Source organism: Howardella ureilytica (assembly GCF_054657495.1).
On the sequence record NZ_BAAHYP010000009.1, the window covers coordinates 1 to 20403 of the forward strand.

Consider the following 20403-nt stretch of genomic DNA (forward strand, 5'->3'; position numbering starts at 1 on the left):
CACGTTAGACCGATGTCGGTCTAATATTTTTTGCACACTCCGAAGAAATATCCCTATTCGGAAGCTCTCTTTTTAACAGCCGCTTCACAAAGGTATCTCTGCCGTCGGTACATTCGTATAATTCGCAGAATTGTTTAATCTGTTCCAAAAGCGTAATACAAAGATTATCGGGAACTTCCCCTATGATTAAAAGAGCCCTTTTAAAACCGTTTGGAGACTCTATGAGATATATCTTCAGATATCCATCGGAATAACATGACTTATCCGATGTGAGATTGCTGAATTCTTCCGTCGCTTTCGATAAAATATCCTTTTCGGGCATGAAAGTATTTGCCGATACTATTCCTCCGGCCTCTAAAACGGCAGAATCAATATTATTGATTCTTTTAGCCGTTTCCAACGTTGTCTGCAGTAAATACTTAGATAACATAACTTACATTCCTCGAAAAATACAACGACCCGTTATATTCTAAAGCATAATAAAAATAAAATAAAGCAAAATACGCTTTTTAATATGTTAAAAAAATGTTAAGAAAATATTTCAATGTGAATAAAACCGCATTACATCACGGCAATACACTCTATCTCCAATAAAACATCCTTCGGTAATCTTGCGACTTCAACACATGAACGGGCAGGAAACGGCTCCTTAAAATGCTTCATGTAGATATCGTTTATCTTGCCGAAATCATCCATGTTTTTGATAAATACGGTTGTCTTAATAATCTTATCAACCGAAGAGCCTGCGTCTTCAACCAGATTACAAATATTGGTAAACGCCTGCTCCGCCTGCTGTTCAATGGAGTTACCGATTTCTCCAGTGGCGGGATCAACCGGAATAACTCCCGATGTATATAACATTCCGTTTACTTCAATCGCCTGTGAATAAGGTCCTATTGCCCCGGGTGCTCTGTCTGTCTTAATTACTCTCTGCATAATCATACCTCTTTTAATTTAATTTTTTCGGGTTCAAGCTCTATCACCCCGTTTTTATACAGGTGACCTATGGCTCTTTTAAATGCTCCCTTGCTCATGTTAAACACTCTTTTTATATCATTTGCATCTGATTTATCGCCGTAAGGCACCGATCCGGATTCCTTCAATATATCAAGAATTTTAGCCGAATCTGCGTCTATCTGAATATACGCTTTCTGTCTGAGTGATATCATATACTTGCCGTCATCTCTTACAAATGCAACTCTTCCGTGTATTTTGTCTCCTAACTTTATATCACTTCCGACCTCCCTTGCGGGTATCATTCCGTAATACTTATCATCCACAGCGACATACACTCCGATATCCGGATTAATCCTTATTACCGTTCCCGAAACCGCGGAATCCTTCACATATCCTCCGCCTGTCTTTAAATTGTTATAGACATACATTGTTGCGGCGGGACGATATGACTTATCAAGATAAAGCATAACCGGAATAATGTCGCCTTTTTTAACTTTGTATATCTGCTCTTTAAAGGGAAGAAACAAATCCTTGTCCAATCCCCAATCAAGAAACGCCCCGATATCCGTCACATCCGTTACCCGAAGCATCGCAACACTGTCCAATTCTATCTTGGGCGACTTAAGGGTTGCGGTATATCTGTCTTTTGAATCAAGATAAATATACACATCCAGAAGATCCCCCGCTGCAACGCCATCCGGAACTTCCTTGTTCGGCAGAAGAACCTTATCCGCTTCGTTTCCCACATACAGTCCCTGCTCCATTTTCTTGAACGCAGGCAGTATTTGTCTTTTACATAACTCTATCATTTTAAATCCTTTATTTGACGGCCTGATTATAATATGAACAGATGCCGAGCCGTGTACGAACTCACCGCATCGGCACAAAACATATGGGCATAATACCGGCCGCATATTATCGCATTAATGCGACATATATTCTATCACTCTGTTACATATGAGCAAAGTCCATATATAAGTAATATATGATTAAAGTGGCAAAAGGCACTTTTGACACTTTAATCATTATATATTAATATCTTTCTAAATACATTGTTTTTATGTTTATTTGTATTTATTTAATAATTAAAAAATTGAGATTTTTATATTTTAAAATATAAAAATTAAGTATTGCATTTAGCTCTATCTTATTATATAATTCCTTTTGTTGCTAACGGACAATATTTTATATTGGGCTTTCGCCAAGCGGTAAGGCACTGGATTCTGATTCCAGCATTCGGGGGTTCGAATCCCTCAAGCCCAGTTTCTAAACCACAGCTAAAGCTGTGGTTTTGTATTTTAAATTATTTCTTTTACGGAGATGTACCCAAGAGGCTGAAGGGTTCGGATTCGAAATCCGATAGGCGTCGAAAGGCGTGCGGGGGTTCAAATCCCTCCATCTCCGCTGTTAAAAAAGTCATTGACGGCTTATGATTCTTCTGGAACTAACAGATGATTCATTCGCCGTCAATGACTTTTTATTTTTATATTTTATTATATATGCTCTGATAATAATCAGATTGCTTTTTTAGTAAGCTTATTTTTCCGATTCGGAAGTTTTCTTTCTTCTTATGAATACGGACATCAAAGCAGCAGCTGCGGCGCCTGCGCCCGCAATAATCCACATAACCGGTGATTGAGTCCTGTCTCCCGTATTTACTCCCGATGATGAAGAGCTCAGGTTTTTATAATCTTTATATGCCGCATACAGGTTCCTGTCGCTGTTGACAACTTCATTGTCATTTATAAGTATGCCTTTTTCGTTAAGCCAACCTATAAACGCTTTTTTCCTGTACTCCGGAGCGGAAGCAAGTTTTAATAATTCTCCTCCCTTTACATAGTTTGAGGAAATATCCTCCGTTTCTCCGTTAGGTCTGTAATAACTGTATTTCACTCTGTATATCGGAGTATGGGCTTCATCCGACAATACCGGATAACTTCCCTCCTGAGACCATACCCTTCTGTTCTCAACGGTTTCACTGTATGTATTGAGTTTCCACGCTATATCTCCGGACGCCATTTGCTCTGCTGAAACTTCCGTAGTACTGCCGCTTCCGTGACCTATTCCTTTATTGGTATTTGCACTTCCTGCGAGCCAATATGCTTCGCTTACAGGCGTCTTATTGTTGCTGTCCTTAACGGTTAAATTGCCGATAATTCCTCCGACATACGGTGAATTTTGCACATTTCCCTGCTTAAGAGTTCCTTTAAGAGTGCCTGTATTAACGGCGCCTTTAAGATGAGCATCCGAAGTATCGAAACGGCATGAACCGAAAATTCCTCCGACATCCGTTACGGCGGAAGACGTCGCTTCACTTGTGATATTTCCGTAATTTGCAACATCCGTTACGGAACTTCCCGCATATTTATTGCCTGTTATATCATAATCGAAATATGAACCGGCAATACCTCCGGCCTGAACCATGTAATCTTTTGTCTTGCTCGCCGATTTACTCTTAACCGTTAATTTAATATTTCCCTTGTTGGCGGATTTATCTATGGTTTTTACCGTTCTTGCCTGACCTGCGATACCGCCGACATATAAATATTTCGTACCGTCATTCTGAGTAAGGTCCATATCCGTTTCGGATACGACATTGAATATATTGCCTCCCTCGCAATATCCGACAACGCCTCCCACATAGTGATCCGTCAAATCAAACGAAGTTGCTATCTTTCCTCCTACGGTAACATTTTTAATATCGGCACCTACGGTATGACCGAACAGTCCGAGATATGTATCGGCTGTCTTTATTGACATGTTACTTATTGTATGTCCGTTGCCGTCGAATATACCTCTGTAGTCCGTTCCGTTCTTTCCGATAGGAGTCCACTCTCTTCCGCCCAAATCAATATCCGTCTTTAAGACAGCCTTGGCACCCGTATCCTGTCCGTCAAACGAAGCATGAGATGTGTCGCCGTTTACAAGAGACGCAAACCAGAACAGTTGTCCCGCATTGTATATCTCATATGTTCCGTCCTGATTTTTGATTGCGGCCGTATAATTGCCGTTCTCGTCAAATCCGTCCGCACTGTAATTATTGTAATATACGCCGTTTCCGTATACGGTATTGCCGCTGTACTCAGGAAATTGCTGAGGCGTTCCCCTGTCAATATTCTGATACCATGTCTGAGTTCCGTCTGTTACTCCGTGATTCAGTTCAAATGCAACATATCCACGGGACATATCAGACATCGGCACTGCCGTTCCGACCTTTGATGTCGTTCCGTCCTTAATCGTGTCTTTGCAATAGAATACATTGTTAACAACGCCTTCGGAAGCTCCGTGTCCGACCACCGCATCTTCACCTGCGGTTTCCGATACCGCATAAGAATCTTTTATCGAGCCGTCGGCTGTCTGTTCGCCCGCAAGACCTCCCATAGCGGAATAATCCGCAAATGTACCGTATCTTACGGCGGAATTTTTGATTGTTCCGTTATTCTTACCTACAAGTCCTCCCACGGTTCCCTGTCCGGTTGACGGACCGGGAAGAACTCCGTCCGGTACAACAAGACCGCTTGAGGAAGATGTGCCGCTTACGGAAGGAGTAAGAGCCATAACTTTATCTATCGTACCGTTGTTGATATCTGCCGCGGCTCCCGAATATTCGCTTTTCGCAACATTGCTGTTCTCAAGAATGATATTTTTAACGGTTCCGGAAGCAGTCAAAGTACTTACCAAAGAATTGCTCAAATTACTTATTTTATGACCGCCGCCGTCCAATATACCTCCGAAGACCGGGCTTGTATATCTGTGCTGTATATATGCTGCGTCTATGTCTCCTGTTATCTTAAAGTTAATTCCGTTTAAAGCTGATTCGTTCTTTTCGCAAAACAGTTCAAAGTTAAGCAAATCTTCGCTTTTGGATATGATATAAGGGCTCTCCGCAGTACCTTCTCCGCCGAAGAAATTATTTCTTACGTTGACCTTTCCGTCAGGCATGGTAAATGTCAACTTATTAGTATTCTTATCGTAATTGTAATCAACTTTGCTTCCGTCATACATGTAGACATCAAATCCGATAAGATTTTTCCACTTGTCGTCCGCATTTACGTTAAGAGTAACGGTTTCTCCCTTTTTATACGGCTTTCTGTTGCTGTTAGCCGTGTTGCCGTCGGCGTCTTCAAAGCTTATTACGCCGTATCTGTTATTTTCAAGATATACATTAGGTTCCGTACTCTTTGAAAATTCCGCCGTTACCTCCACCGAATCGTTCGGCATGGTAAATGTTACTCCGTCGTCGTTTACGGTTGTCATCTTCACCGGAGCCGCTCCGTTTACCGTTCTTGCCGTTATATTGCTTACGTAGTATCCCTCTTCAGGCACCGCCTTCAATGAAACCACATCATCTTTTTTATATGTGACCGAATATTGTGTCCACTTGCTGTACACCACATTCATATCCGTTTCCAGATGTCCGTTGGCTGAATTTGCAAATGTAACCGTATTGCCGTTGTCAAACGTTGCCGCAACAGTTACGTTTCCCTTAGGCATAACGAATGTATATGTCTGCTCATTAGGCATATAAGGAATTTCGTTTGATAAATTTACGGCTATGTCATGTCCCGATTCATCCCTTACCAATACACTTTTTACGAGTTTACCGCTGTAAGGTCTTACGCTGAATTCAACCGTATCTCCCGCATTGTAGTCTTTTTGACGTATAGCGTTATGAGACACAAACTGAATATCTCCGTCTTCCTGCGGAACAAGATTAACTGTTCCCGAAGGCGTTTCGTCATCGGAACACACAACCTTAAATGTCACATTTTGATAAGGAGAGGAGAAATCAACCACGTATGAGCCGTCGCTCTCCCTTACAAGCAAATCCGCATGTTCTCTGTCTTCCACCAATGAATGAAGCAGGTTGCCGTCAGCATCATACATTTCTATGCTGTCAAGAACTTTTCCGCTGTCCGGAGTAACAACAAGTCTCATGGCTTTACCGGATGCTACGGAAGATCCGGAAGCGACAGGTGTCACTGTCTCCGTAACATTTACATTCGATACGGGAGCAGTGCTCTTCTCCACGCTGAAAATCTGTGTCTTTCCGTTCTCCGTATTCTCCGATATTGTTCTCTTTGCCGCATCGGATTTCATAAACACATATAAAGGCTGACTTTCCGTCGCGGAATATTTTCCCTGGTATATGTCTCCGGCAGACATCCCTATTTCGCTGTTTTTCTTGTTGTTTACGTCATATGATATGGAAATATTAAACAATGACAGATCCATACTTGCACCTGTCCAGGAATTCCTGTTGTAAAGGAGCGCAAATGCACCCGTTCTTTTAACTTTATCATCCGTGCTGTAGCCCTTTGATTCCACACTCGGCAGGGTTACGCTTCCCGCTTCCCCATCCGTGATTGAAGACTTAAGGTACTCCACAATGTTATTTTGATACTTGTCGTATGCCGAAGTCGACACAAGGTCTGAAAGATCCGTACTTTGTGTGATGGTCGAATATCCGGCATCTTCTCCGCTTGTCTGCTTTAAATTGTAATAGTCCTGATTAAGAGCATAACATCTGCTTCCGATAAAATCTTTGCCCGAATCGTATGTTATATCTTTTGCGACAATATTATTGCCGCTGTCCCAGGTGTTTATGGCATATGAAGTCTCTTTATTGTTGAGAGGCTTCACAACATACATTTTCATAAATTGACTTGTATGATTTGCATACATATTAGCTTGTTTGTCAACCACATCAGAGCCCGGGAATTCAAATTCTTTGTATGCATAGTGATGATCGCCGGATTTATAATCCATTTTCATATTCTGTACCGAATCGTAAGGATTCATCCAGCCGGACATTACGGTATCATATTCGGCAACCATTTGATCTATGGCTCTTATTACTCGTCTCTGAGCTTCATAATACTCATTCCAGCTTTTGCGTATCTCGGCATCTCTGTTTTGTTCCGTATAAGAAGGATCGCTGTTAAGCAGCTGAACTTTATATTCCACGTAATATCTGTAAGCCATAAGATATATGGAAAATATGGATGCTGTTTCGTTCATGGCCGAAGACATGGTCTCATATGCGGTATGTTCGAATGCTGATGCATTACCGACAAGCTCATACATATGGTCAAGATATGTCTGTGTTCCGCTTCGTTTATTACCCCATCCGGTTCTGTCATTCAAATCCAACGAAAGCTCCTGAGAAGGCGAAAATGCGCTTACAACATTCAAAACCTCCAAAAGATCGTTTGTAAAATTAAATGACAATGTGGTGTTGCCGTCAGCATTTGATATTGTAAGACTTTTATAGAAGTCGTTAACTTCTTTATATGCGTCTTCCAGGTCATTTTTTTCCTGCTGGGTAAGCTCTCTTCCGCTTTCGGCAGCTTCTCCGCTTACTTTTGCCTTATCCGTAAGATTTTCGTATTTTTTAAGCAGATCGTTGTACTTATCATAGAAATTATTAAGCTGCTTTCTGTCGTCATTTATATTCTGCTGTGATATCTGCTGGCTTATCTTACTGAGTGCCGCGGTTGTCTTTGCCTGATTCTTTGATATATCGCTTCTTATGGCGCTTACGGTATTGAGAATCTGATTGCACATTTTAACGAGACTTCTGTTGGTATATCCCTGATTGTTATATAACATCATCTCCGCAAATGAAATAATTCCCGACATCGTTCCGTCACTTGTATCCGATGATTCTTTGAGTGCCTCAATAACATTCTTGCCTATAAATGTAACAGCTATAGGAGCAAGTCTTCCGAGAACTGCCGCTGCCGCACCTTTCGCAGGCACGGGAATATCCTGCGCATATGTCACCGTATAAGGCATGGCCTGAGCAATCACTCCCGCTCCGGTCCCTGCCGTTAAACCTATTGCAACAAAGCTGAGTAATACTCTGTTTTTTAAAAGCTTTCGCTTACTCATATAAATCCTCCCAAAACAAATCTTTATAAGTCTGTTTTATAATTTTGAATTTTTTACATATATTTTTTACATATATATTATATATTGTCGTTTTTTTTTCGCGTTACTTATATGTTTGTTTTCAAGCGGATTTAGTACAAAAAAAGGAATTGTCCGCAGTTGTGAACAATTCCTTTTTAAAGCCGATAAACGGCATATTAACTTTAAAGACTTACATTATTACGAAACACATATAATTCCTTATTATCTCTTTATGTTAAATGCTTTGATTCCCGGATAAACGGCTGCATCTCCCAGTTCTTCCTCAATGCGAAGAAGCTGATTATACTTAGCAGTTCTCTCTCCTCTTGCCGGAGCTCCCGTCTTTATCTGACATGTATTAAGAGCTACCGCCAGGTCGGCAATGGTTGTATCGGCTGTTTCACCGGAACGGTGTGATGAAATTGCCGTATAACCGTTGGCATGAGCCATTTTTATTGCTTCAAGAGTCTCTGAAACACTTCCGATCTGGTTAGGCTTAATAAGAATTGAGTTTCCGCATCCGAGTTCAATACCCTTTGCAAGTCTCTCGGTATTGGTAACAAATAAGTCGTCGCCTACGAGCTGTACCTTTCCTCCGAGTTTTTCGGTATAAATCTTCCAGCCTTCCCAATCTTCTTCATCAAGACCGTCCTCGATTGAATAGATAGGGTATTTGTCGCAGAGACTTGCCCAATGCTCAACAAGCTCGGCGGATGTGAATGTCTTTCCGGACTTAGGGAGCTTATATTCTCCCACCTTGCCTGTCTTCCATTCGCTTGATGCCGCATCAAGTGCAATAACGAAATCCTTATAAGGTTCAAAGCCGGATTCCTTAACGGCTTCCAAAATAAGCTCAATCGTCTCTTCGTCACTGTTCATGTCAGGAGCGAAACCTCCCTCATCGCCTACTGATGTCGAAAGGCCTCTCGCCTTAATAAGCGAACCGAGTTTGTGATATACTTCGCAGCACCATCTGAGACCTTCTCTGAAGCTTTCGGCGCCTACGGGCATAATCATAAACTCCTGAACGTCCACCGTATTGGCCGCATGAGCTCCTCCGTTTAAAATGTTCATCATAGGAACCGGAAGTCTGTTGCCGTTTGATCCGCCGAGGAACTTATAAAGAGGGATACCCAGTGAAATTGAAGCCGCTCTTGCTGCAGCAATGGAAACGGCGAGAATTGCATTGGCTCCCAGGTTGGATTTATCCTTTGTTCCGTCAAGATCAATCATTACCTTGTCTACGGCATATGTATCCGATGCATCCATTCCTATAAGAGCGTCCGCAATAACGGTATTAACATTTTCAACAGCCTTAAGAACACCCTTGCCGAGATATCTGGCCGGATCCTTGTCTCTGAGTTCAAGTGCCTCAAACTCACCTGTGGAAGCACCGCTCGGAGAAGCTCCTCTGCCCACTGTTCCGTCCGCAAGGATAACCTCTGCCTCTACCGTAGGATTACCTCTTGAATCTATAATCTCTCTGCCTATGACATTTACAATCTCAAGCTGGTCAAACATGATAAATATCTCCTTAATTTAACATAAACACCGTATCCGAACATAATTCCGAATACCGAAAACATTGTTTTACAAAACTATTGTTTAATGATAATTCAGTTCACATATGTTTTCAATATCTTAATAATATTTTTACTATTATATACCTGCCTTAAACACACATTGCATAAAAATAATGCTATAATAAGAACGATTATGCGAATAAATTTGCATTACGGACTGTACGTCCGAATATATTTTAAGGAGATTTTATTATGGCAAAGAATCCTATAGTTACAATTAAAATGGCTGACGGAGGAGTTATGAAGCTGGAACTTTATCCGGACAAGGCTCCGATCGCCGTTAACAACTTCATCAGCCTTATCAACAAAGGCTTTTACAACGGTCTTACATTCCACAGAGTTATTAAAGACTTTATGATTCAGGGCGGATGTCCTAAGGGCAACGGAACCGGCGGTCCGGGATATTCAATCAAGGGTGAATTCACGGACAACAACGTAATGAACGATCTCAAGCATGAAAGAGGAGTGCTTTCCATGGCAAGATCTTCTTCATACAACTCAGCAGGTTCTCAGTTCTTCATTATGCATAAGGATCAGCCTTTCCTTGACGGAAAGTATGCCGCATTCGGCAGGCTTATCGAAGGTGAAGACGTACTTGACAAAATTGCGGAAGTTTCTACGAATCCAATGGATAAGCCGAGAGAAGACCAGGTTATGGAAGAAGTTACCGTTGAAACATTCGGCGAAGAATATCCGGAACCTGAAAAAATGTAATTGAAGCTTGCCAAGAAAGGAATATTGCTATGTTATCAAATGCAAAAGAGATGATGAACAAGGCTGTTGAGGGCAAATATGCCATAGGCCACTTCAATATCAACAACTTAGAGTGGACCAAATCCATCTTACAGGCCGCAGAGCAGATGAAATCCCCTGTTATCCTCGGAGTATCCGAAGGCGCTGCCAAGTACATGACGGGATTTAAGACAGTTGCGAGAATGGTTGACGCCATGGTTGATGACATGGGTATAACAGTACCTGTTGCTCTCCACCTTGACCACGGAACATATGAGGGCTGCCTCGCATGTATAGATGCGGGCTTCTCTTCAATCATGTTCGACGGTTCATCATACTCCATTGAGGAAAATGTTGAAAAAACAAAAGAGCTTGTTCGCATCTGTGCCGAAAAGGGCATGAGCCTTGAAGCCGAAGTCGGCGCCATCGGCGGAGAAGAGGACGGAGTTGTAGGTATGGGCGAATGCGCCGATCCCGAAGAATGCGCCTCCATTGCATCTCTCGGAGTTGATATGCTTGCGGCCGGCATCGGCAACATTCACGGCAAATATCCTGCCAACTGGCCGGGACTTCGCTTTGATGTTCTTGAAAGCGTTAAGGCCAAGACAGGCACACTTCCTCTCGTTCTTCACGGGGGCACGGGCATTCCCGAAGATATGATAAAGAAAGCAATCTCTCTCGGAGTTGCGAAAATAAACGTAAATACGGAATGCCAGATAGCATTTGCCGAGGGTGTTCGCGGTTACATCGAAGCAGGAAAGGACTTAGAGGGCAAGGGATTCGATCCGAGAAAGCTCCTTAAGCCGGGATGCGAAGCCATAGTTGAAAAGGTATGTGAAAAGATCAGACTCTTTGGTTCGGATAACAAAGCTTAATCAAGGGATTTTTAATGGCTAAATCAAAAAAGAAAAGCAATATAATATTTACGATTATCATAATTGCATGTATTGCGGTTGCGGCGTTTTCCGTATTTATGATCGTTAAATCCAATCTCGAATACAAACACATCGATGACGTCAACAATCAGGTCGTGGATAACATAATTAAATCCAACGGCGACGAAAATGATTCCGACGGCAAAAACGAAGGCTCAGAATCATTTACATTTGATTTTAATGCCGCAAAAAACATTAATTCGGATACTTTGGGACTTCTTTATATTCCGTCCCTGGATTCCAAGCTTCCGATAGTAAGCGGCAGAGATAACGATTATTATCTTCACCATGCATTTGACGGAAGTTCCAGTATCGGAGGCACCGTTTTTGAGGAAGCCGGAATAAAAGACGGCATGGATGCAAGTCACATACTGCTTTACGGGCATTATATGAAAAACGGTTCCATGTTCGGTTCTCACAAAGAATATAAAAGCGCCGATTTCTACAGAAGCGGCAATAATGATACCTTCTATATCTATACGGAGAATTCAATAAAGACATATAAGATATTCAGTGTACACAACACTCCTCCGGACAGTGATGTATATACATTTAATTTTTCAAGCGTGCCTTATATGTTGGAATATGCCAAACGCTGGCAGAGCGAAAGCATATACGATACAGGCGTCGACATATCGAATACGACACAGATTGTAACTCTTTCAAGCTGTGAAGAAACCGATTATAACGAGCGCTTCGTGATACAGGGAGCATTGGTAAGCGAAACTCCAGTAAGCGGCGGTACTGTTACGATTCAATAAATCACAGCCGCATAAGATTGATACGTTTATGATTAAATTAATCATATGCGAGACTTCATCCTTACGGATAATTCGCTCACGTAAGCTTAGAAAATATCATAAATTAATATAAAAAGAAGAATGTCCGTGTTTTAACGGATTTTTCGCCCGGTTTCGATACCGCTTCGGCGAAAGATTACGTTAAGCAAAGTGACATTCTTCTTTTTATTGTTTTATATTATCGTTTTTATGTACGATGTTTATAATCCATTATTTTTCAATCCGGATATACAAGATTTTCAGGCTTCGGATTCTCAAGAACTTCCTTCATATACTTTCTCATGTAGCATTTAGCCCATTCAAGATTGTTATCAAGGTAGTTGCCGCAGTCCCTCGGAGAACATCCCGGAATTTCCTCATTAAAATTAATGATATATTCGGCACCCTCTCTTATTACATCTACAATATCGGCGGATTCAAGGTCTCCCGAAAATATTACATAAAATCCGGTTCTGCATCCCATGGGGCCGAAATATACGGTCTTATCTGCCCACTCCTTATGATTTCTTAAAAATGTTGCGAAAATATGCTCCACGGTATGAATTCCCGCAGTATCCATCGGCGGTTCAACATTAGGTCTTATTACTCTTAAATCAAATGTCGTTATTACGTTGTCGCCTATATAATCCTTCCTTGATACATATATTCCCGGAAGCAAATCCAAATGATTTACCGTAAAACTTGCTATTTTTTCCATATTTACCTCCCATGTGTTCCATTAATAAACGAGGTGTCTCAGCGGGCAATCCTTACGCTTTTGCCGTCTTCCGACACTTCCAGCTCCCTGATGTTCGAAAGATACTTTCTCAACGTGGCATATCCGAATCGCTTAACGTTAAAGTCGGGATAAATTTCCCGTATCTTCTTACCTATCTCAGACAGATCCACATTCTCAGAACCGTATTCTCTCACAAACTTAATGATTGAGTTGTTGATACTGGCCTCAAGATATTCGTCTTTCTTAATTTTAACACTATATTCCGTATTGTCCTTAATCAATTCCAATACATTTGTCTCTTCTATCATGGTTGCAAGCTTTGAATATCCGTAATTTCTCACATCAAAGTCCGGGTATAACATTACAAGCTTGCTTCCCACCTCTCCGAGATATGTATTCCTTCCCTGATTATCATTTTCTATGATTATTCCGATTATAGCTTTAATAATCTTCTCTTTAGGCAGTGTTTCCGATTTTTTCAAAACTTCTTCCGCCCGGTCGGAGTCGCCGTCATTGTTCCCGCCGGACTTTGCTTCTCCGTTATAGGATACAGCCTTATCCGACAGATTATCGGTCATTCCGCCGCCGGTTTCGGACCTTCCCGACATTTCTTCCGTGCCATGAACCGTGTCGTCGGAATTTTCGCCTTCATCGTCAAGTTCCGGAATGTTTTCATTATTCTTTTTTGCAACTTCAAGATTTACGAATCTTGTACATGTTCTTTTAAATAATTCCTGAGCTGTGCTGAGTCCCATTCCTATAACTTCTTTGCCGGATTCCTTAAGTCTTGTTGCAAGCTTTGTAAAGTCTCCGTCATTCGACACTATGCAAAAACCGTCTACGTTTCCCGTATACAAAATATCCATGGCGTCAATTATCAAAGTAATATCCGTTGCATTTTTTCCTTTTGAATTATTAAACTGCTGAATCGGAACAAGGGGAAATTGTGTTATGGTCTCCCTCCATCCCTTAAATCTCGGGGATGTCCAGTCACCGTATACCCTCTTATATGTGGGAGCTCCGTACTTACTTATTATTTCTCTTTGAATGGTACTCATATATTCGGAGGATACATTGTCTCCGTCTATGAGTACGGCATATTTCTTATCATTCATAATCACGCCTTATAAACCCTGTCTTTATATGTACCCAATTCATCAACATACATTTTGCCAAGCTCGTTAAGAGGCACATCCGCACGCTTGATATACCCTATGGTCATTATTTCATCCGTCTTAAACGGCACGGCGGTATAACCGTCTCCGTTAAGTTCGTTACATATTATTCCCGAACACAAAGTATATCCGTGGAGTCCCTGCATTAAGTTTAACATGGTTGCCCTGTCGTTGGCTTTAATGATCTGTCTGTAATCTAGAGTACTGAGAACTTCTTCGGCAAAATAAAATGAATTCTGGTTACCCTGTTCAAAAGACAGACACGGATAATCCGCCAGGTCATCAAGGCTTACTTCTGCCCTCCCCGCAAGAGGATGGTCCGCTGAAATATATGCATATATGGAACAGTCAAACAGAGGTATGAATTCAATACTTTCCCTTCTTAAAATCTTACCCAGAACATCCCTGTTAAAATCATTCATATAAATGACGCCTATTTCGCTCTTTAGCATTTTTACGTCTTCTATTACTTCATATGTCTTTGTCTCTCTTATGGCAAATTCATATTCATCCATTCCGAAATTTCTGACAATATGCATAAATGCTTCAACCGCAAACGAATAATGCTGTGTAGATACGCTGAATTTTTTTCTTAACTGCTTCTTCTCTATATACCTGTCTTCAATCAGCTTATTGTATTCAAGCATCTGCCTTGCATATCCGAGAAACTCTTCTCCTTCCGCGGTAAGTATGATTCCTCTGCTTGATCGTATAAATATCTGTATACCGATTTCATTTTCAAGTTCTTTAATGGCTCCCGAAAGACTGGGCTGCGTTATAAACAAAGACGCGGCGGCCTTATTTATGGATTTGTTGTCGGCAACAGCCGCAACATATCTTAATTGCTGTAATGTCATCTTCCCTGTCCTTATCTGTCATAATCATCTAAAAAGGAGTGATAAACTCCGTCCTTTTTATAGGCTACAACCGTATCAATATTTACATTTTCCATGCTTCTGAAAATATTGCCGTCAACATAAGGATTAATAACCTTCATGGCTTTTATAAGCTTCTTTACTTCGGCTCTCTTGGATGTATCGGCAATTTCACCCATGGTACTGTTTAAATCAAAATCACTCTGCCTTTTAACGCTTGAGCATGCTTCCGTAAATCTGCATGCGCAATTTAAAAAGGTAAGTTCATTATAATCTCGCCAATGCATAATATCCTCTTCCCTGACAAGATAGAATGGTCTTATCAGTTCCATTCCGTCAAAGTTTGCACTGTGGAGCTTAGGCATCATGGTCTGTATCTGGGAGCCGTACAACAGACCCATCATGGTCGTTTCTATAACGTCATCATAATGGTGTCCCAGCGCTATCTTGTTGCACCCCAGTTCCTTGGCCTTTGCATACAGATGTCCTCTTCTCATTCTTGCGCATAAGTAACACGGGGACTGCTCTATGTTAAAAACCGTATCATATATTTCCGAATCGAATATCTGAAGGGGAATTCCCAGGTTTTCGGCATTTTCTTCTATCTTTTTTCGGTTTGCTTCATTATATCCGGGATCCATTGTCAAAAATATGACTTCAAACGGAAATTTATTATGTCGTTTTAATTCCTGAAAGCATTTTGCAAGGAGAAATGAATCTTTGCCGCCGGATATGCATACGGCAACCTTATCTCCCTCTTTAAGCATCTCATATGTATTGAGAGCTTTTGCAAACTTAGAAAATATCTTCTTGTGAAACTTCTTTCTTAAACTTAATTCTATTTCCTCAATGGTCTTCATTTATATTATCCTCTCTGTGGAAAAGCCGTCGGAAATGTAATTCCGATTGTTTTCCGTAACTTAATATTCGCATTATATAATATAGTTTATACTTATAACAATAGGTTATTATAGAATATTAAACTATAATAACCTATTACCGTAATATGAATTGTATAATTGATATAATATGTTATTTATAACGCCGTATTAATATAAGGAGGTCTTAAATGCTTATTGCTTTAATTACAATTGCACTTCTCTGGATTGCATTCAGAATACTCCTTTTCTTTGTTACACTTCCCTTCAAAATACTCGGCATACTGTTCGGCGCTCCGGTATTTGTCATAGTGTTGATTATTTTAATAATTCTGATTGCAACTTCCGTAATTTGATATATATTTTTACATAAAAAGACCGTAAGGAAATGTTTAACATCTCCTTACGGTCTTTTTCAGCTGACGACCGATAAACAGCCGCTTCGCTCATGGGGGATAATCCACAAAACAATATGAAAATATTCTCATATTGCCTGTTGACTTAATTTTGATTATAAGTTCTTTTATTTATATATCACTATACAATTCAGGAAATTAGTTTGTATTTTATAATATTTTATACAAACCGGTTACATTATCCACATTAAGTGTTATCCTTCAGTGCTTTCGTCACTGTCTTTCTTTCTCTTGATTACAAAGAACGCAACCACAGCTCCGGCCATTACTCCGAGACCTACGATTATGAATACATAAGAACCGATACCCCCGGTGAAAGGAAGGTTGGTGGTAGTGGTCTTAACATTCGTAATTCTTAAGTGTAATACGGACTTATCAAGAGCTATTCTGTCAAAGTTACCTACCTGGCTTACGGTAGTTGTGGTATCGTCAAGGATGCCGTCCGATTGAGAACCCTGTGTTGCATCAAGTCCGCCGTTATATGTAATGTTCTTTACCTTATCGGCATCTTTGCCTGATGCATCCACAAGTGTAAACTGATGATCCGTAAGATCCTGTCTGTATTCGGCAGGAACACGAGTCTCTCTTACATAGTATGAAGCCGTTCCGAGTCCGTCAATACGAATATATCCGTCGGCACCCGTCGTAACATGATCAAGCGCTCCCTCGTCAGTCTTGTTGGCAACCCTATATGCTCCCGCCTGACCTTTAACCTTCTCCACAAAATACAGCGGCGTCTCTTCATTTACATCAGCAGTGCTTGCATCGTCAAGCTTGGAATATAACTTAAATTCAACATCCTTTATGCCCGCATCTTTATTTTCGGCGTCTACCTTATGAAGCTCCAGTCCGTAGCTGTATACATTTTCCGTCGTTGTAACCGTATTGAAACCGTCTGCTCTCTTCAACGCATTCTTAGGATAGCTGTATACAACCGTATTAAGGTTGGAATTATCCGTTGTTACTCCCGCTGCTTCAGCAGCTCTGTCAAGTCTCTTTATGTTGCCGTTGACGGTTGTATTGTATTGAAGTACAAATGCATACATTTCCGTATCGGCATATGTCTGAGTATCCGACTCTATTGTCTCTGCATGAAGCTTACGTGTAGTCTCATCGTAGTAATATACAAAATCGCAGTCTTTTGCCGTAATGTGCTGCTGTATGGCTGCAGCCTTGTCAGCTTCTCCCGATAAATCTATTCCGTTTGTAAGCTTTACTGACGCATTACTATCCGTAAGTTTTGACAGATCTCTTGTTCCGTACATGGATACGTCATACTTGCTGCCGTCTTCTGTTTTATTAAGTGAGATTCCCTCAGGAAGGGTATCGTCAAACATATATGCATGATACTCGGCCTTATCCGGAAGATCCGGAATAACGCCGGCAACCGTATAACGAACCGTATCGCCTATTTGAACAGTATTATCGTTGGCTATGGACGAAGTTCCGTTGGTCGTAACATTATTGGCAATCTTCTGAACCGTAACAGGCGATTTCTTACTCATGACAATCTTATTTCTTACATAAGATCTCTTACCGGTATAATCAACCTGTACGGTACGCGGCGTTTTATTGTCATTTAATCCTACAGGCGATGATGTTGCGCCCGGAAGCGGAGCGAAGGTCACGGTCATAACCTGATATGCAAATCCGGTATTAGTCTGTGTCTCCGCAAGTGTAGGATTATAAAAACCTACGAGAATATACTGACCCATAGGGAGGTTGTCAATCTTTGTCGACGTGTTTATGTCTGCAACCGTATTCGCAACCGTACTGCTTTCAACAAGGGCTCCCGTTGCAGCGTCATATGCCTTTCCGACTTCGACATTTGTAGGCCAAATTCTTGTAAGCTTGCCTGCTTTTTCCATTACGGCAATGTAGTTGCTGTAATCATACATGAGGTCCTTGATAATCTGCTTCTTCTGTTCGTCCGTATAGTTGTGGGATGCACCTGAGCCATCCGTCCATGATGTGGTGCTTTCAAAGTTTCTGTATTGATCCCAGTTTGAAATATATTGAGATTCCCTATTGTATGTATCCGTGGACAGGAAACGCGCGAAGTGATCCGTAGGACGGATATTAACTTCACCGCCCAGAGGTTTTGTCTTATCAACGCTGTATAAAGTTGTATCTCTGTTTGTCCCATACTCTCCGCCGGCAGGCTCAACTTTTGTTACTTCCTGAGATCTGTCTATGGCCTGTGCAACCTGAAAGAGTTCAAAAACATCTCCCTTAGTGCCCTGTCTTACTTCCACGCTGCCGGTGCTACTCTTTCTGTCAAGCAAATCTGCCTGAGTCTGAGTAACTGAAGCCTGATCGCTCGGATTATATTCCGCAATGATATCGGCATCGCTTTTACCTGTCATGCCGCTTGTAACGGAAGGATCATATACAACTCTCGGAGTTCCGTCATTTGCGGAATCATTCTCACCGAGAGGATTCACAATGATATTGGTCTCCGCCATTACGTTAGCTGCATTTGAAAGTAAAGGTGCAACTCCTGCGGTAACTGAAATTGCTCCCGCGGCAAAAACGGCTAAAAATTTCTTATTAAATTTTCTTCCCATAGTCTAATCCCTTCTTTAACTTTAGTAAGCTATATTGATCATTAATTATTAACAAAAATATTTAATTTTATTTTACTACTTTTTCGAAAAGATTAACTATACAATTAACCGATTATATACAGAAATAAAATTTTTATTATGTGTTTCTGCTTTCATTAATATATTTTTTATATTGTACAACTTTGCCGTCTTAAATATTTCCGGCACTTTTCGCATTTCCTCAGGGTTTTATTTCTTTAGTCCTCAATATATCTGTTATGTGCTCTTTTATTTTATTCACGCAATCTTCAAGCTTTCCGGAATTGTCAAAGGACATGTCTATGCCGCATTTTTTCAAATTATCGTCGCTGAAATCCGCCTCATCCGCCTTAAGTCTTCTGTCTATCTCATCAAGTTCGGATTTTGACAGGGTCTTGAAAGTACCGTCTTCGGAAATATCGGCGCCGTATTCATGTACCTGTTTACTGGCACTCTCATCCGATGTATCCTGTCTTTTTATAAGTCTTAAACACGCTCTCTCTCTTCGTATGTCCCGATCTGCGCTTATATAAACAGGTATTACGTTTTCATTGCCGTAGTAATCTGCATATTTAATATATGATTCCAATGTTCCTATGGTAATGTAATTGCATTCCGGCAATATTTTTTCTCTGTATTCATCTCCGTCGGTTATGCTTATGTTGTCATACGACATATATTTCCATGGACCGTATACGGTATTATAAACACGCATTTCTATAAGCCGCTTCGACCTTTCAAGCTCCTTTGCTTCTTCTTCCGTTATAAAATTATATTCCCTTCCGTTTTTCTCTCCGGGACGTATGGGTCTTGTTGTATAAAGCGTAAACGGACGAAGCGACAATTCTTCATCCTTCAACAGCTCTTTTAATATTGTGTCCTTGCCGGATCCGCTCTTTCCAAGCAAATAAAATATCATAATTTTCCCGTTTCTTTAAAAATATTTGTCATTGATCTTTTGTGCGGTTTTAATCCGCAAATAATTTATATAAGAATACCATATATTCATTCTCTCATTTGCATATTTTCAAATTGCCGAACTTAAGGCTTTAATCACAAAAAAGCGCCGTAACCCTTACTTCAAATATCATTATATGACGTTTGAAGTAACAATTACGACGCGGTATAAATCGGTTATCAGCCTTTAAACCTGTATCCCACTCCCCATATTGTTTCTATATATTGAGGATTGGACGTATCCGCTTCAATCTTCTCACGGATTTTTTTAATATGAACCGTAACCGTTGCTATGTCACCTATGGAATCCATATCCCAGATTTCTCTGAATAATTCTTCCTTTGTGTATACATGATTTGGATGTTCCGCAAGGAATGTAAGTAAATCAAACTCTTTCGTTGTAAAGCTCTTCTCTTCCCCGTTTACAAATACCCTGCGGGCGGTCTTGTCTATCTTTATTCCTCTTATCTCAATAATCTCATTTTCAGGTTTATTATTGGTAAGAAGTCTTTCATATCTTGCAAGATGAGTCTTTACTCTCGCAACGAGTTCGCTCGGACTGAACGGCTTTGTCATATAATCGTCCGCTCCGATTCCAAGCCCTCTTATCTTGTCAATATCCTCTTTTTTGGCGGATACCATTATTATAGGAATATCCTTTTCCTTACGGATTTCTTTACAAATATCAAATCCGTCCATTCCCGGGAGCATTATATCGAGAATTATAATATCAAAATCTTCCTTAAGGGCAATATCAAGCCCTTCTTTTCCGTCAGAGGCCAATGTTACATCGAAGCCCGAAAGTTCAAGATAATCTCTTTCAATCTCAGCGATTGCATCTTCATCTTCCACAATTAATACTTTACTCATTCAGTCC

Annotated in this window: 16 protein-coding genes and 2 tRNA genes; 6 read left to right on the forward strand and 12 right to left on the reverse strand. The window is 40.8% G+C overall.

Translation table 11 applies throughout. The annotated features are described in order from the left end of the window. Positions 1-4 precede the first annotated feature (4 nt). The 3 genes from ACYQ1N_RS05210 to ACYQ1N_RS05220 all read right to left on the reverse strand — a co-directional run bounded on the left by ACYQ1N_RS05210 (position 5) and on the right by ACYQ1N_RS05220 (position 1766). Complete coding sequence (locus ACYQ1N_RS05210; protein ID WP_459833597.1) at positions 5-430, reverse strand: hypothetical protein; 426 nt, start codon at positions 428-430, stop codon at positions 5-7. A gap of 131 nt (positions 431-561) precedes the next feature. Further along, on the reverse strand, positions 562-936 hold the full coding sequence (locus ACYQ1N_RS05215) for a RidA family protein (protein WP_459833600.1): 375 nt from the start codon (positions 934-936) through the stop codon (positions 562-564). 2 nt (positions 937-938) lie between these two features. Beyond that, complete coding sequence (locus tag ACYQ1N_RS05220) at positions 939-1766, reverse strand: CvfB family protein (RefSeq protein ID WP_459833603.1); 828 nt, start codon at positions 1764-1766, stop codon at positions 939-941. 382 nt (positions 1767-2148) lie between these two features. Here ACYQ1N_RS05220 and ACYQ1N_RS05225 point away from each other — a divergent pair. Both ACYQ1N_RS05225 and ACYQ1N_RS05230 read left to right on the forward strand, forming a co-directional pair. Then, positions 2149-2220 (forward strand) — tRNA-Gln (locus tag ACYQ1N_RS05225). A gap of 53 nt (positions 2221-2273) precedes the next feature. Further along, positions 2274-2361 (forward strand) — tRNA-Ser (locus ACYQ1N_RS05230). A gap of 132 nt (positions 2362-2493) precedes the next feature. On the opposite strand, the gene ACYQ1N_RS05235 is transcribed toward ACYQ1N_RS05230, so the two are convergent. Further along, on the reverse strand, positions 2494-7851 hold the full coding sequence (locus ACYQ1N_RS05235; RefSeq protein ID WP_459833606.1) for an InlB B-repeat-containing protein: 5358 nt from the start codon (positions 7849-7851) through the stop codon (positions 2494-2496). Between the two features lie 243 nt (positions 7852-8094). Then, positions 8095-9393, reverse strand: coding sequence for a phosphopyruvate hydratase (gene eno, locus ACYQ1N_RS05240; protein WP_459833608.1), 1299 nt, complete (start codon positions 9391-9393; stop codon positions 8095-8097). 254 nt (positions 9394-9647) lie between these two features. Between eno and ACYQ1N_RS05245 the strand changes: the two genes are divergently transcribed. The 3 genes from ACYQ1N_RS05245 to ACYQ1N_RS05255 are packed head-to-tail and all read left to right on the forward strand — an operon-like array spanning position 9648 to position 11883. Next, positions 9648-10169 (forward strand): peptidylprolyl isomerase, encoded by a 522-nt coding sequence (locus tag ACYQ1N_RS05245; RefSeq protein WP_459833610.1) that lies wholly within the window; start codon positions 9648-9650, stop codon positions 10167-10169. A 29-nt stretch (positions 10170-10198) separates the two neighbouring features. Further along, entirely contained in the window at positions 10199-11062 is an 864-nt protein-coding gene (fba, locus tag ACYQ1N_RS05250; RefSeq protein WP_459833613.1) for a class II fructose-1,6-bisphosphate aldolase, read from the forward strand. A gap of 14 nt (positions 11063-11076) precedes the next feature. Further along, entirely contained in the window at positions 11077-11883 is an 807-nt protein-coding gene (locus tag ACYQ1N_RS05255; protein ID WP_459833616.1) for a class B sortase, read from the forward strand. A 256-nt stretch (positions 11884-12139) separates the two neighbouring features. Here ACYQ1N_RS05255 and ACYQ1N_RS05260 read toward each other — a convergent pair whose 3' ends face one another. The 4 genes from ACYQ1N_RS05260 to ACYQ1N_RS05275 are packed head-to-tail and all read right to left on the reverse strand — an operon-like array spanning position 12140 to position 15550. Continuing rightward, positions 12140-12619: an S-ribosylhomocysteine lyase gene (locus ACYQ1N_RS05260; protein ID WP_459833618.1), complete on the reverse strand. Its 480-nt coding sequence runs from the start codon at positions 12617-12619 to the stop codon at positions 12140-12142. Positions 12620-12657: 38 nt separating this feature from the next. Beyond that, positions 12658-13755 (reverse strand): NYN domain-containing protein, encoded by a 1098-nt coding sequence (locus ACYQ1N_RS05265; RefSeq protein WP_459833621.1) that lies wholly within the window; start codon positions 13753-13755, stop codon positions 12658-12660. Positions 13756-13757: 2 nt separating this feature from the next. After that, positions 13758-14672, reverse strand: a complete 915-nt coding sequence (locus tag ACYQ1N_RS05270; RefSeq protein WP_459833623.1) for a LysR family transcriptional regulator — start codon at positions 14670-14672, stop codon at positions 13758-13760. Positions 14673-14683: 11 nt separating this feature from the next. After that, the gene (locus tag ACYQ1N_RS05275) at positions 14684-15550 is read right to left on the reverse strand and encodes a tRNA 2-thiocytidine biosynthesis TtcA family protein (protein ID WP_459833626.1); all 867 of its coding nucleotides are present in this window, start codon (positions 15548-15550) and stop codon (positions 14684-14686) included. A 209-nt stretch (positions 15551-15759) separates the two neighbouring features. Here ACYQ1N_RS05275 and ACYQ1N_RS05280 point away from each other — a divergent pair, with 209 nt between their 5' ends. Continuing rightward, on the forward strand, positions 15760-15924 hold the full coding sequence (locus ACYQ1N_RS05280) for a hypothetical protein (protein ID WP_459833630.1): 165 nt from the start codon (positions 15760-15762) through the stop codon (positions 15922-15924). Between the two features lie 254 nt (positions 15925-16178). Here ACYQ1N_RS05280 and ACYQ1N_RS05285 read toward each other — a convergent pair whose 3' ends face one another. The 3 genes from ACYQ1N_RS05285 to ACYQ1N_RS05295 form a co-directional block, all read right to left on the reverse strand. After that, complete coding sequence (locus tag ACYQ1N_RS05285; RefSeq protein WP_459833633.1) at positions 16179-18551, reverse strand: SpaA isopeptide-forming pilin-related protein; 2373 nt, start codon at positions 18549-18551, stop codon at positions 16179-16181. 220 nt (positions 18552-18771) lie between these two features. Continuing rightward, positions 18772-19488, reverse strand: a complete 717-nt coding sequence (locus ACYQ1N_RS05290; protein ID WP_459833635.1) for a nucleoside/nucleotide kinase family protein — start codon at positions 19486-19488, stop codon at positions 18772-18774. A gap of 218 nt (positions 19489-19706) precedes the next feature. Then, positions 19707-20396: a response regulator transcription factor gene (locus ACYQ1N_RS05295; protein WP_459833637.1), complete on the reverse strand. Its 690-nt coding sequence runs from the start codon at positions 20394-20396 to the stop codon at positions 19707-19709. Positions 20397-20403: the final 7 nt, after the last annotated feature.